At 60.2% G+C, this 14,352-nt stretch carries 10 protein-coding genes; 4 read left to right on the forward strand and 6 right to left on the reverse strand.

Annotated features, from left to right (window positions below):
- Positions 1 to 57 precede the first annotated feature (57 nt).
- Positions 58 to 2,448, forward strand: a complete 2,391-nt coding sequence (locus TU81_RS08575; protein ID WP_048394456.1) for a sensor domain-containing diguanylate cyclase — start codon at positions 58 to 60, stop codon at positions 2,446 to 2,448.
- A 177-nt stretch (positions 2,449 to 2,625) separates the two neighbouring features.
- On the opposite strand, the gene dacB is transcribed toward TU81_RS08575, so the two are convergent.
- Entirely contained in the window at positions 2,626 to 4,086 is a 1,461-nt protein-coding gene (dacB, locus tag TU81_RS08580; protein WP_038979930.1) for a D-alanyl-D-alanine carboxypeptidase/D-alanyl-D-alanine endopeptidase, read from the reverse strand.
- A 233-nt stretch (positions 4,087 to 4,319) separates the two neighbouring features.
- Here dacB and TU81_RS08585 point away from each other — a divergent pair, with 233 nt between their 5' ends.
- Positions 4,320 to 4,664, forward strand: coding sequence for a YggL family protein (locus TU81_RS08585; RefSeq protein WP_007896965.1), 345 nt, complete (start codon positions 4,320 to 4,322; stop codon positions 4,662 to 4,664).
- 149 nt (positions 4,665 to 4,813) lie between these two features.
- On the opposite strand, the gene TU81_RS08590 is transcribed toward TU81_RS08585, so the two are convergent.
- Positions 4,814 to 6,004, reverse strand: coding sequence for a benzoate/H(+) symporter BenE family transporter (locus TU81_RS08590; RefSeq protein WP_048394458.1), 1,191 nt, complete (start codon positions 6,002 to 6,004; stop codon positions 4,814 to 4,816).
- 355 nt (positions 6,005 to 6,359) lie between these two features.
- On the opposite strand from TU81_RS08590, the gene TU81_RS08595 reads away from it, so the two are divergent.
- Positions 6,360 to 7,124 (forward strand): GntR family transcriptional regulator, encoded by a 765-nt coding sequence (locus TU81_RS08595; protein WP_038979932.1) that lies wholly within the window; start codon positions 6,360 to 6,362, stop codon positions 7,122 to 7,124.
- A 176-nt stretch (positions 7,125 to 7,300) separates the two neighbouring features.
- Here the strand turns inward: TU81_RS08595 and guaD are convergent, their stop codons facing one another.
- From guaD to xdhA, 4 genes are all read right to left on the reverse strand, one after another.
- Positions 7,301 to 8,605 (reverse strand): guanine deaminase, encoded by a 1,305-nt coding sequence (gene guaD / locus TU81_RS08600; RefSeq protein WP_038979933.1) that lies wholly within the window; start codon positions 8,603 to 8,605, stop codon positions 7,301 to 7,303.
- 8 nt (positions 8,606 to 8,613) lie between these two features.
- On the reverse strand, positions 8,614 to 9,459 hold the full coding sequence (gene xdhC, locus TU81_RS08605) for a xanthine dehydrogenase accessory protein XdhC (RefSeq protein WP_048394460.1): 846 nt from the start codon (positions 9,457 to 9,459) through the stop codon (positions 8,614 to 8,616).
- 118 nt (positions 9,460 to 9,577) lie between these two features.
- Positions 9,578 to 11,977, reverse strand: coding sequence for a xanthine dehydrogenase molybdopterin binding subunit (gene xdhB / locus TU81_RS08610; protein WP_038979935.1), 2,400 nt, complete (start codon positions 11,975 to 11,977; stop codon positions 9,578 to 9,580).
- Positions 11,970 to 13,424 carry a xanthine dehydrogenase small subunit gene (xdhA, locus tag TU81_RS08615; protein WP_048394462.1) on the reverse strand — a complete coding sequence of 485 codons (1,455 nt, stop codon included), beginning with the start codon at positions 13,422 to 13,424 and terminating at the stop codon, positions 11,970 to 11,972. Before xdhA ends, xdhB begins: the two co-directional genes overlap by 8 nt.
- Before the next feature lie 266 nt (positions 13,425 to 13,690).
- Here xdhA and TU81_RS08620 point away from each other — a divergent pair, with 266 nt between their 5' ends.
- Positions 13,691 to 14,350, forward strand: coding sequence for a GntR family transcriptional regulator (locus tag TU81_RS08620; protein WP_038979937.1), 660 nt, complete (start codon positions 13,691 to 13,693; stop codon positions 14,348 to 14,350).
- Positions 14,351 to 14,352 lie beyond the last annotated feature (2 nt).

The following is a 14,352-nucleotide window of genomic DNA, read 5'->3' on the forward strand; positions in this document are numbered from 1 at the left end:
ATAACTCAACTCATGGCCAATGGGCTTTTCCGGCACCTGGCGTTTTGAGTTGTATCTATGTCGTTGCACGCCGTGCGCCCCAAGATCCTGGGTTTTATCCGCGAAGATGTTTCGGCCTGGCTGGTCGCGCTGCTGGCGTTGCTCGTCGGCGGGATTCTCACGGGATTGCTGGCCTGGGCGACGTTCAATCAATTTCATCAGCAATTGCGGCAACGTTTTCAACTGCTCGCCAGTGAGCGTTACAGCCGTATCGAAGAACGTTTCGAAGATCAGGAGCAGCGCCTCGACGGCCTGCGCCGGTTCTTCGTCAATTCCGAATCGGTGTCTCGCGAGGAATTCGACGGTTACGCCAAACCTCTTTTGCATCGCACCCAAGCTTACTCCTGGGCTCCCCGGGTTTCTCACACCGAACGTCCCCTGCTTGAACGCGTGGTGCGAGAAGAAGGCTTGAGCGGTTTCACCTTTCGCGAACTCACCGCCGACGGCCAGTTGCAACCGGCCACGGAACGGGATGAGTACGTACCGGTGCTCTACACCCAAACCCAAAGCCGATTGCCCACGCCGCTGGGTTACGACCTGCTGGCCCAAGCGCTGCGTCGTTCGACCTTGGAACGGGCCGATCGCAATGGCCGTATGGTCGTGTCGCAACCGTTGCATCTGGTAGGCATCGAGCCTGCCTATTCGCGGGGCGTGTTGCTGGTGGCTCCGGTTATCCGTCAGAACCTTGCGAGTGCCGCGCCCGCCGGGTATGTCATGGCGGTGATCAGCATGCGCCAGCTGTTGGCGGACGGGTTGCCGGAAGAGAATCATGACTCTCTCTCGGTGCGTATCCTCGACTTGTCCACCGATGATCAACACGAAGTGTTGTACGAGTCGACCAACACGGCGGGGGCCAGTGACTTGTCTTCCACGCGTTTGCTCCGTCTGGCCGACCATGATTATCAAGTGGATATGCGCCCCAGCGCCGCGTTCCTGAAAGCCAACCATTCCTCGGTGGCCAGCCTGGTGGTGCTCGGCGGTTTGCTCAGCCTGCTGCTCAGTGTGTTTCTCTATGTGCTGGTCAGCCAGCGCCAGCGGGCACTGAAAATGGTGGAGCAGCGGACCCAGGAACTTCACGACCGTGAGCAAGAGTTGCGCGGTACGCATGGCCAGTTGCGCGGTGTACTGGATGCCGCGACTCAGGTGGCGATCATCGCCACCGACCTGCGCGGAATCATCAGCACCTTCAACGCCGGCGCAGAGCAGATGCTCGGTTACTTCAGTGCGCAAGTCGTGGGCCACATGACCCTGGAAAATCTGCACCTGCCCCGGGAACTCGAAGCGCGCTCGGCGGAGTTGAGCGCGCGCTATGGCAAGCCGATCCCGACGTGTCAGGCGATGCTGGTCGAAGGTGGGGAAGAGGGCGGTCACGAAGCGCGGGAGTGGACGCTGGTCCGCCACGACGGCAGTCACTTGACGGTGAACATGCTGGCGACCCCGGTCCTCGACGAGCAAGGCTTGTGGGTCGGGCACCTGGCAATTTGTATCGACATCACCGAGCGCAAGCGCGTCCACGAAGCCCTGGCGGCCCGCGACCTGTTGTTGAAGAAACTCAGCGCCCATGTGCCCGGTGGGATCTACCAGTTCAAGATGGAATTCGATGGGCGCTTCAGCGTGATCTACGCCAGCGACGGTATGCGCGATATCTACGAACTCGAGCCGGACGTGCTGTTGCTCAACGCCGAAGCGGTGTTCGCGCGGATTCATCCTCAGGACACGCGCCGGGTCCGCGCGTCGATCCTGGCCTCGGCTGACACCCTCAGCCCTTGGCGTGAAGAGTACCGCGTGCAATTGCCCGAGCGTGGTCTGCGTTGGGTCCGCGGCGAAGCGACGCCGGAGGAACTGCCCGGTGGCGGTGTGTTGTGGCATGGCTACATTTCGGACATTTCCGACCTCAAGCGTGTGGAAGAGGAATTGCGCGCACTGTCGGTGACCGACTCCCTGACCGGAATCCATAACCGTCGCTACTTCCAGGAGCGCCTGACCACCGAAATGGCCCGGGTCGAGCGCGGCGGTGGCGAGTTATCGGTGATCATGCTCGACATCGATCATTTCAAGCGCATCAACGATCAGCACGGTCATGCCGTGGGTGATCGGGTTTTGCAGGCCGTGTGCGAGCGCATTGGCGGTCGCCTGCGGCGCACCGATGTGTTTTGTCGCCTGGGAGGCGAAGAGTTCATGGTGCTCTGTCCGGATATCGACGGCGAACAGGCTCATGTGCTGGCCGTGGAGTTGTGGCAAGGGTTGCGCAGTGCGCCGATCGACGAGGTCGGGATCGTCACCGCGAGTTTCGGGATTGCCAGCTGGCGGGCCGGAGAGGGCGCGGATGCGCTGCTGTTGCGGGCTGACTCAGGGGTGTATGCGGCGAAGCAGGCGGGAAGGGATCGGGTTGAGGGGCAGATGAGTTAACCCAGGCTGCATGCAAACCCTGTGGACTGATCGCAATGCTGTGCTTTGACCCAAATCAATGTGGGAGCGGGCTTGCTCGCGAAGGCGGTGTGTCAGGCAACATTAATGTCGACTGACACGCCCTCTTCGCGAGCAAGCCCGCTCCCACATTTGATCTCCAGTGTCTGGACGATCGGGTTACAACACCGAAGCCGTTTCCGGCAGTTTCGGCTGGCGATACAGATCCAGCAGCACCTGATCCAGCACCGAGGAGGCGCCAAACGGTGCCTTGTCGTTGAGGATCGCCACCACCGCCCAGGTATTGCCATTGATGTCGCGGCTGTAGCCGGAAATGGCACGTACGGTGTTCAGGGTGCCGGTCTTGACGTGGGCTTCACCGCGCATCGCGGTGGTCTTCAGGCGTTTGCGCATGGTGCCGTCGGTGCCGGCGATTGGCATCGAGCTGATGAACTCGGCGGAATACGGGCTGCGCCAGGCGGCTTGCAGCATCGCGGCCATTTCACGGGCACTTACTCGCTCGGCGCGGGACAGACCGGAGCCGTTCTCCATCACCAGGTGCGGCGCGGTGATGCCTTTTCTCGCCAGCCACTGACGCACCACGCGCTGAGCGGCCTTGGCGTCGTCACCGTCGGCATCAGTGCGGAACTTCTGGCCCAGGCTCAGGAACAACTGCTGAGCCATGGTGTTGTTACTGTATTTGTTGATGTCGCGAATGATTTCCGCCAAGTCTGGCGAATAGGCCCGGGCCAGCACCTTGGCGTTGCTCGGTGTCGGTGCCAGACGATCCTGGCCCTGGATGCTGCCACCCAATTCTTTCCAGATCGCCCGCACAGCGCCGGCGGTGTAGGTCGCGTGGTCGAGCAGCGACAGATAGGTCTGGGAGCTGCAACCTTCGCCCAACTGGCCGCCAACGGTCACGGTGACGCTGCCATCAGCCTGGGGCACCGGGTTGTAGCGCACGCCACCGGTGCATTGCTTGGAGTTGAGCGCCTTGACTTGATTGTCGATGCGGATGCTGGCAATCGGCGGCTCGACCGACACCAGGACCTTGCCCGAGTCGTTGCGGGCCACGAAGCGCAGGGCCTTGAGGTTAACCAGCAGCGCGTCGGGTTTGACCAGGAACGGTTTGTTCTCGTCGTTGCCGTCGTCGTTGAATTCAGGCAGTTGCGGTTGTACGAAGAAGCCGCGGTCCAGCACCAGGTCGCCGGTGACCTGGGTCACGCCGTTGGCGCGCAAATCGCGCATCAGCAGCCAGAGTTTTTCCATGTTCAGCTTCGGGTCACCGCCACCCTTGAGGTAGAGATTGCCGTTGAGGATGCCTCCGCTGAGGGTGCCGTCGGTGTAGAACTCGGTTTTCCACTGGTGGTTCGGGCCAAGCATTTCCAGCGCGGCGTACGTGGTCACCAGCTTCATGGTCGAGGCCGGGTTAACCGAAACGTCAGCGTTATGAATGGTAGGGGTGCCCGGACCGTTGAGCGGGATCATTACTAGCGACAGGGCACTGTCCTGCAGTTTGCTGGCCTTGAGGGCCTTTTCGACGTTGGGCGACAGCGCGGTGTTGATCGAAGCGGCGGAAACGGGGAGGGCCAGGGGCAGAAGAAGACTGGCCAGCAGCAATGGACGCAAAGATTTGATCATCTGAAATAAAACCCTACAGCCGAGGGGAAAAAGACGAGGGCATGGAGATAAATTCCCTCAGCGGTCATGAAAGTGTCGGCATTATGCCCCAAGGTGTAACGGCTTGTGCCGTACTCCGGTCTGCTAATCCGCTATTTTTTTACCGGCGGTAGGTGTAGTGCCGTTCCGAGGCGGGCAATCGGCGCCTTAAACTGCTAAAGTGCGGCCCGTTATTACTTATGAGGATTGTTCCAATGGCGACTAACCGTTCCCAGCGTCTGCGCAAAAAACTGTGCGTCGATGAATTTCAAGAGCTGGGTTTCGAACTGAACCTGGATTTCAAAGAAGATTTGGCTGATGAAGCCATTGATGCTTTCCTCGACGCTTTCCTGAAAGAAGCCATGGAAGCCAACGGTCTGGGCTATGTTGGCGGCGACGACTTCGGTCTGGTTTGCCTGCAGAAGCGTGGCTCTGTTTCCGAAGAGCAGCGTGCCGCTGTTGAAGCCTGGCTCAAAGGCCGCAGCGAACTGACCGAAGCAACCGTCAGCCCGCTGATCGACGTCTGGTACCCGGAAAAGCCGATCAATCCGGTAGCTTGATGTTCTAAAAAACGGCGACCCAAGGGTCGCCGTTTTTTTGTGAAGATCAAAGGATCGCAGCCTCGTTTCACTCGACAGCTCCTACATGGCAACACATACGAAGGTAGGTGCTGTGTAGGAGCTGTCGAGTGAAACGAGGCTGCGATCTTTTAGCTTTTACGCCAATTCAAGATCAGCAACGTCAACACCCCTGCCACAATCCCCCAAAACGCCGAACCGATGGAAAACAGCGTCAACCCCGACGCCGTCACCATAAAGGTAATCAGCGCTGCTTCCCGTTCCTGCACTTGCGCCATGGCAATGCTCAACCCATTGATGATCGAGCCGAACAGCGCCAGCGCGGCAATCGACAGCACCAGCTCTTTAGGCAATGCGGCAAACAACGCCGCCAGCGTCGCGCCGAACACCCCGGCAATCCCGTAGAAAATCCCGCACCAGACAGCTGCGGTGTAGCGCTTGTTGCGATCTTCATGGGCATGCGGCCCGGTGCAGATCGCCGCGCTGATGGCGGCCAGGTTGATCCCATGGGAGCCGAACGGCGCCAACAGCAACGAGGCGATGCCGGTGGTGGTGATTAGCGGCGAGGCCGGCACGTTGTAGCCGTCGGCGCGCAATACGGCGATGCCCGGCATGTTCTGCGACGTCATCGCCACCACGAACAGCGGAATGCCGATGCTGATGGTCGCAGCCAGGGAGAAATGCGGCGTGGTCCAGACCGGTGTCGCGATTTCCAGATGGAAGCCACTGAAGTCCAGCAGTCCCATAAACCCCGACAGCGCGGTGCCGATCAATAGCGCGGCAAGCACGGCGTAGCGCGGTGACAGGCGCTTGACCAGCAGATACGTAAAGAACATACCCAGAACCAGCGCGGTGCGGTGCTGGGCGGCGACGAAAATCTCGCTGCCGATCTTGAATAGAATCCCCGCCAGCAACGCCGCCGCCAATGAGGCCGGAATCTTTTTCACCAGCCGTTCGAAACTGCCGGTCAGGCCGCAAATGGTCACCAGCACTGCGCAAGTGATGTAGGCGCCGATGGCCTCGCCGTAGCTGACACCGCCCAGGCTGGTGATCAACAACGCCGCGCCGGGGGTCGACCAGGCGATGGTGATCGGGGTGCGGTAGCGCAGGGACAAGCCGATCGAACACACCGCCATGCCAATGGAGATCGCCCAGATCCACGACGAAATCTGCCCGCTAGTCAGGCCCGCTGCTTGCCCGGCCTGGAACATCAGCACCAGTGAGCTGGTGTAGCCGGTCATCATGGCGATGAACCCGGCGACGATGGCCGAGGGGGATGTATCAGTCAGGGGGCGAAGCTGCGTGTGCGTGGCGTCGGTCATGGCAGCGGTGTTCCTTGTTCGGCTGAAGATGTCCGAAGCGACGCTACCTCCCCCCTGTAGGAGCTGCCGAAGGCTGCGATCTTTTGACTTTGCTTTCAAAAACAAGATCAAAAGATCGCAGCCTTCGGCAGCTCCTACGGGGGATCGCGTTTGAGCCACGGATTCTGCGTTCAAGCCTAAACTGAAAAGTAACCGGTCGTTGCAATACAGCGAAGGCGACAAACAGCCGTACAGTCGTGTTGCCACCTACCATTGTGTACAATTACGGTGTTTTTTACGCGATACTTGCCAGCGACCCACTGTGCCGTATTACAGTCACGGTCAATTCGCCGCAGTTCTCCCGACTCGAGTGCCCATGAACGAACAGTTGCAACCCCTCAAGAAACAACCGCGAGCAGGCAAAGCCGGCCGTAGCGGTACCCAGGACGATATTGTCTACGCGCATATCTTCGAGGCCATCCTCGAACAGCGTCTGGCGCCCGGCACCAAGTTGAGCGAAGAAGCGCTGGGGGAAATTTTCGGGGTCAGCCGCACCATCATTCGCCGCGCGCTGTCGCGTCTGGCTCATGAAGGCGTGGTGTTGCTGCGACCGAATCGCGGCGCTGTCGTCGCCAGCCCGAGTGTCGAAGAGGCTCGTCAGGTGTTTCTGGCGCGACGTCTGGTGGAGCGGGCGATCACTGAACTGGCGGTTCAGCATGCCACTGCCGAGGAGATTGCCGACTTGCGGCAGATGGTCAATGACGAGCGCGACAGTTTCTCCCGTGGCGATCGTGGTGCCGGAATCCGTCTGTCGGGCGAGTTCCACTTGAAACTGGCCGAAGCGGCGAAAAACGCGCCGCTGATCAGCTTCCAGCGCAGCCTGGTGTCCCAGACTTCGTTGATCATCGCCCAGTACGAGAGCGGCAACCGTTCCCACTGTTCCTACGATGAACACACCCAGTTGATCAACGCCATCGAAGCGCGGGACGCGACGTTGGCGGTGGACCTGATGATGCATCACATGGACCACATCGACAGCAAACTCAACCTCGACGAAGAAAGCGCGTCGGATGATTTGCATGCGGTGTTTTCGCATTTGTTGCAGACCAAAAAGCCTGGGCGGCCTGTCGCGAAGCTCTGAAGTACCGATGATAAAAAATCCCCCGCAGCCTTCCGGTTGCGGGGGATTTTTTTGAGTATCAGATCGTTCCCACGCTCTGCGTGGGAATGCAGCCCGTGACGCTCCGCGTCACTGGACGCGGAGCGTCCCTAGAGGCATTCCCACGCGGAGCATGGGAACGATCAGCCCGGAAAATCTTAGCGCTGATGCACCAGACTCCCCGCTGCATACGTCTGCAACACCGTCCGATCATCCCCCAGCGTCATCAATACAAACAACGTCTCGGCAATGTTATTGGCCTGCTTCAGGCGATAGCTGAGCAGTGGCGTGGCGTTGTAGTCCAGCACCAGGAAGTCCGCGTCGGTGCCCGGTTGCAGGGTACCGATCTTGTCTTCCAGGCGCAGGGCACGGGCGCCGCCGAGGGTGGCCAGGTACAGCGACTTGAACGGGCTCAGTCGCGCGCCTTGCAGTTGCATGACTTTGTAGGCTTCGTTCAGGGTTTGTAGCAGCGAAAAACTGGTGCCGCCGCCGACGTCGGTACCCAGGCCGACATTGAGTTTGTGTTTCTCGGCCATTGGCAGATTGAACAAACCGCTACCGAGGAACAGGTTCGAGGTCGGGCAGAACGCAATCGCTGAACCTGTCTGCGCCAGTCGCGCACATTCGTCGTCGCACAGGTGCACGCCGTGGGCGAACACCGAGCGCTCACCGAGCAGTTGGTAGTGATCGTAGACGTCCAGGTAGCCCTTGCGCTCCGGGAACAGCGCCTTGACCCACTCGACTTCCTTGAGGTTTTCGCTGATGTGGGTCTGCATGTACAGATCCGGGTATTCGCTGAGCAACTGGCCGGCGAGGGTCAGTTGTTCCGGGGTGCTGGTCGGGGCGAAGCGCGGGGTGACTGCGTAGTGCAGGCGACCCTTGCCATGCCAGCGCTCGATCAGCGCCTTGCTTTCGACGTAGCTCGATTCGGCGGTGTCGGTCAGGTAGTCCGGCGCGTTGCGGTCCATCATCACCTTGCCGGCGATCATCCGCAGGTCTAGCTGTTCGGCAGCCTCGAAGAACGAGTTCACCGATTGCGGATGCACGCTGCCGAACACCAGTGCAGTGGTGGTGCCGTTGCGCAGCAGCTCCTTGATGAAAATATCCGCGACCTCATCGGCGTGGGCCTTGTTGGCGAACTGGCTTTCGCACGGGAAGGTGTAGGTATTCAGCCAGTCCAGAAGCTGTTCGCCATAGGCGCCGACCATGCCGGTTTGCGGCAGGTGGATGTGGGTGTCGATGAAGCCCGGGGTAATCAGTGCGTCCTGATAATGGGTGATCTCGATGTCGGCCGGCAGGGTCGGCAGTAATTCGCTGGCGTGGCCGATGGCGCTGATCTGGCCGTTTTCGACCACCAGCAGGCCGTCTTCGAAATACTCGTACGAGGCTTCGATACCCACTTCAGCGGGATCGGCGATGCTGTGCAGGAGGGCGGCGCGGTAGGCTTTGCGAGTCAGAGGCATGGGGGTTCTCAATTCGTGGCTTGGCTGCGGCGTGAAGCAGGCAGCAGTTTGGCGATCGATGATCCGGCGCTGGCGGTGTGCTGGCCGAAATTCGCGTTATAGGTGGCGATGATTTCGCCGGCGATGGAGATGGCGATTTCCACAGGCAACTTGCCTTTGACTTCGCCGATGCCCATCGGGCAGCGCATGCGTTGCAGCACGGTGTTGTCGAAACCACGGTCGCGCAGGCGGTGTTCGAACTTCACCCGTTTGGTCTTTGAACCGATCAGGCCGAAGTAGGCGAAGTCGTTGCGCTTGAGGATCGCGGCGGTGAGTTCGAGGTCGAGCTGGTGGTTGTGGGTCATGACGATGCAGTAGCTGCTGGCGGGCAGGTCATCGACTTCATCCAGCGGTTCTTCGGTGACGATTTTGCGCACGCCGTGGGGAATCTGTTCAGGGAATTCAGCTTCCCGCGAGTCGATCCAGCGCACCCGGCAGGGCAGGCTGGCGAGCAGCGGCACCAGCGCCCGACCGACGTGACCGGCACCGAACACGGCGATTTGCGCCTGGACCTGGCCCATCGGTTCGAACAGCAACACCGTCACGCCACCGCAGCACTGACCCAGGCTGGCGCCGAGGCTGAAACGCTCCAGATGGGTGTCCTGCCGGCCGCTGGCCAGCATCTCGCGGCCGATCTGCATGGCCTTGTATTCCAGATGCCCGCCACCGATGGTGTCGAACGTTTGCGTGGCGCTGATGACCATCTTCGAGCCGGCATTACGCGGCGTCGAGCCGAGCTCTTCGATGATAGTCACCAACACACAGGGTTCACCCCGGGTTTGCAGGTCGGCGAGGGCGTCGATCCAGTTGTACATGTTTTCACCCCTACAACATTGTTGTCTGTTCGGGCCTCATCGCGGGCAAGCCACGCTCCCACAAGGATTGCATCGTACCTGTGGGAGCTGGCTTGCCTGCGATGGCCGCAGCGCGGTCTTAAAGCGAAGCCAACTCCGGCTCAGCTTCGGCGGCCTTGGCCACCTTCAACTGCCGCATCTGCTCACAGCCCCACAACACCCGCTCCGGGGTCGCCGGTGCGTCGATTTTCGGTTGATGCTGGTAGTCGCCCAGGCTCGCCACGGCGTCCTTGATCGCGCACCACGCAGCGATGCCGAGCATGAACGGCGGCTCACCCACGGCCTTGGAATGGAATACCGTGTCTTCCGGGTTCTTGCGGTTTTCCACCAGCTTCACCCGCAGGTCCAATGGCATGTCTGCCACCGCCGGGATCTTGTAGCTGGCCGGGCCGTTGGTCATCAGTTTGCCTTTGTTGTTCCACACCAGTTCTTCCATGGTCAGCCAACCCATGCCCTGGATGAAACCACCCTCGACCTGACCGATGTCGATCGCCGGGTTCAGCGAGTCGCCGACATCGTGAAGGATGTCGGTGCGCAGCATCTTGTACTCGCCGGTCAGGGTGTCGACGATCACCTCGGCACAGGCTGCACCGAAGGCGTAGTAGTAGAACGGCCGACCCCGCGCCTGGCTGCGGTCGTAGTAGATTTTCGGGGTCTTGTAGAAGCCGGTGCTCGACAGCGAAACCTGAGCGAAATACGCCTGCTGGATCAGCGATTCAAACGTCAGGATGTGATCGCGAACCCGCACGTGACCGTTGTGGAATTCCACGTCTTCTTCGCTGACCTTGTATTGCCGTGCGGCGAATTCCACCAGGCGTTTCTTGATGATTTCCGCCGCGTTTTGCGCCGCTTTACCATTGAGGTCGGCGCCGCTTGAAGCAGCGGTTGGCGAAGTGTTTGGCACCTTGTCGGTGTTGGTCGCGGTGATCTGCACGCGGTCCATTTCCACCTGGAACACTTCAGCCACGACTTGCGCAACCTTGGTGTTCAAACCCTGGCCCATTTCGGTGCCGCCGTGGTTCAGGTGGATGCTGCCGTCGGTGTAGATGTGGATCAGCGCACCGGCCTGATTGAGGAAGCTGGCGGTGAAGGAAATACCGAATTTCACCGGCGTCAGCGCCAGGCCTTTTTTCAGGATCGGGCTGTTGGCGTTGTAGCGACGGATCGCTTCGCGGCGTTCGGCGTACTGGCTGCTTTCTTCAAGTTCCGCGGTCATTTCCTCGAGCATGTTGTGCTCGACGGTCTGGTAGTAATGGGTGATGTTGCGCTCGGTCTTGCCGTAGTAGTTGGCCTTGCGCACCGCCAGCGGATCGAGGCCCAAGTGGCGGGCAATCGCGTCCATCACTTCTTCGATGGCGACCATGCCTTGCGGGCCGCCGAAACCACGGTAAGCGGTGTTTGACGCGGTGTTGGTCTTGCAGCGGTGACCGTTGATGGTCGCGTCGCCCAGGTAGTACGAGTTGTCGGCATGGAACATCGCGCGGTCGACAATTGACGCCGACAAATCCGGCGAGCAACCGCAGTTGCCGGCCAGTTCCAGCGCAATGCCGTGCAGGCGGCCAGTGCTGTCGAAGCCCACGTCGTACTCGACGTAGAACGGATGGCGCTTGCCGGTCATCAGCATGTCTTCGACCCGCGGCAGGCGCATTTTGGTCGGCTGGCCGGTCAGGTGCGCAATCACTGCGCACAGGCATGCAGGGCTCGCAGCCTGGGTTTCCTTGCCGCCGAAACCACCGCCCATGCGGCGCATGTCGACGACGATTTTGTTCATCGACACGTCCAGCACTTCCGCCACCAGCTTCTGCACTTCGGTGGGGTTCTGGGTCGAGCAGTAAACGATCATGCCGCCGTCTTCAGTCGGCATCACCGAAGATATCTGGGTTTCCAGATAAAAGTGCTCCTGGCCGCCGATGTGCAGCGTGCCTTGGATGCGATGCTCTGCAGTAGAAAGCGCGGTGGCCGAATCGCCGCGCTGATGCGTATGACTGTCGAGCACGAAATGGCGTTTGCGCAGAGCTTCGACCACGTCCAGAACCGGTTCGAGGTCTTCGTATTCGATGATCGCGGCCATGGCCGCTTTGCGCGCGGTTTCCAGGTCTTTCGCCGCCACGGCGAGTACCGGTTGACCGACGAATTGCACGTCATCGATGGCCAGCAACGGATCGCCCGGCAACAGTGGGCCGATGTCTTTCAGGCCTGGCACATCTTCGTGGGTGATGGCGATGCGCACGCCTTCGAAGGCGTAGCAGGGCTTGGTATCGATGCTGATGATTTTCGCGTGGGCGCGGTCCGACAGCCGTGCGTAAACGTGCAACTGATTGGGGAATTCCAGCCGATCGTCGATGTACTGCGCTTCACCGGACACATGCTTGTCGGCGCTGTCGTGCTTGACGCTGCGGCCGACGCCGGTGGTCAGGTCCTTGGCGAACAATTCAGCCAGTTCGGCTTGGGTCTTCTCTACAGCGTGATGATTAGACATAAGCGGTCACCCGAGTCTCGATGTGCGGTGTTTGCAGTTCGATGAAGTATTTACGCAGCAGATTCTGCGCACTGAGCAGGCGGTATTCCTTGCTGGCGCGGAAGTCTGAGAGTGGCGTGAAGTCTTCGGCCAATGCAGCGCAGGCGCGTTCGAGGGTGGCGTTGTTGAACGGCGCACCCAGCAGGGCGACTTCGCAGTGTTTGGCGCGTTTTGGAATGGCCGCCATGCCGCCGAAAGCAACGCGGGCGTCGGCGATCACGCCGGTGTCGATGCGCAGGTTGAACGCTGCACATACGGCGGAAATGTCATCGTCCAGACGCTTGGATACCTTGTAGGCGCGGAACAGTTGTTCAACGCTGGCGCGCGGCACGATGATCTTTTCGATGAACTCGCTTTCCTGACGCGCGGTGACCCGGTAATCGATGAAGTAATCTTCCAGCAACAGGGTGCGGCGGGTTTCGCCTTTGCACAGGACGATCTGCGCGCCGAGGGCGATCAGCAGCGGTGGCGAGTCGCCGATTGGCGAGGCGTTGCCGATGTTGCCGCCCAAAGTGCCCTGGTTGCGGATCTGCAAGGACGCGAAGCGTTGCAGCAATTCGCCGAAGTCCGGGTACTCGGCCTTCAAGGCGTCGTAGCAGTCGGAGAGGGCGGTGGCGGCGCCGATTTCCAGGCGATCGTCGAAGCGTTCGATGCGTTTCATTTCGGCAACGTTGCCGACGTAGATCATCACCGGCAAGGTGCGGTGGAACTGGGTGACTTCCAGCGCCAGATCAGTGCCGCCGGCCAGCAGGCGGGCCTGTGGATAAGCGTCGTAGAGGTCGGCCAGATCGGCCACGGTCAACGGCACCAGGCAGCGTTTGTCGCCACTGTTGAGCTCGCCGATATCAGTGGGAGCGATGGCTTTCAGGCGAGCGATAGTTTCCGCTTCGCGAGCATCGAATTGGTCGGGTTGTTTGCCGCAGCAAGATTGCTCGGCGGCGGCCAGGATCGGCCGATAACCGGTGCAGCGGCAAAGGTTGCCGGCCAAGGCTTCGTGGGCCTTGTGAGAATCCGGTTGATCGCTGTTCTTTTGCAGCGCGAACAACGACATCACGAAGCCGGGTGTGCAGAAACCGCATTGCGAGCCATGGCACTCGACCATGGCTTTTTGCACGCTGTGCAGTTCGCCTTGGTACTTGAGGTCTTCGACGCTGATCAGTTGCTTGCCGTGCAAGGAGGAGACGAACGTCAGGCACGAGTTGAGGCTGCGATAGCGAATGTGTTCGCGGCCGTCGTCGTCCGTTTGTAGCTCGCCAACCACCACGGTGCAGGCGCCGCAGTCACCGCTGGCGCAGCCTTCTTTGGTGCCGGGTTTGCCCACATGTTCGCGCAGATAATTAAGCACGGTCAGGTTCGGGTCCAGGGCGTGCTCGCTACGGAGTTCCTGGTTTAGTAAAAACTGGATCACGGAAGGCCTCGCAAACTCATTATTGTTGTTAACCGACATGAGCTGAATTTATCAGGTCTGACTTTACGGTCAATGATTTTCTGACTTGAAGGTCAGGAAGTAGCATTTTGTCGATCAACGACTCGTTCCTTCATTATTGACCCTCACGGGATAGCTTGCCTTTTGCTTGAATCGTGCCAAAAACCGCTGGGTGGGCACTCCGCCATGACCCATCAATTGCGCTACACTGCGCCGCTTGTGCAGATCGAAGAGTTTGAAGGACAACCATGACGTTCAAGGCGCCGGACAGCCTCGCCGAGCAAATCGCTCACCACCTCGCCGAACGTATCATTCGCGGCGAAATGAAGCCGGGGGAGCGCATTCAGGAACAGAAGGTCACGCTGGCGCTCAATGTCAGCCGCGGTTCAGTCCGTGAGGCCTTGCTGATTCTCGAGCGCCGCCACTTGATCGCGATTTTGCCGCGACGTGGTGCCCACGTGACCGAACTCACGGCGCACAAGGTGCAGAGCCTGTGCACGTTGATGAGCGAGTTGTACATTCTGCTCGGCAACGCGGTGGCCAGCGGCTGGCAAGTCCAGGCCGACATGGCGCCGTTCGTGGAGATCCAGCAGCGCCTGACCGACAGCTACGAACGCCAGGACATCCGCACGTTCGTCGACGACAGCTTCAGCGTGATGCGCGCGGCGTATCCGTTCGCCAACAACCCGTACTTGCAGGAAACCGTCGAGAATCTGCAACCGGCCATGAGCCGCGCGTATTTCCTCGCGCTGGATCAGCGCAAGGCCTCGATGAGCGAGTTCCTCGAGCTGTTCGAACGCTTGCTCGCTGCCGTGCTGGCCCGTGACTTGCCGCAGATCCGCGTGGTGCTGACGGCGTATGCCCAGCGCAGTTGCGATCTGGTGGTCTCTGCCCTGACGGTCGCTTAAGC

The organism is Pseudomonas lini (assembly GCF_001042905.1).
GTDB classification, from domain to species: domain Bacteria; phylum Pseudomonadota; class Gammaproteobacteria; order Pseudomonadales; family Pseudomonadaceae; genus Aquipseudomonas; species Aquipseudomonas lini.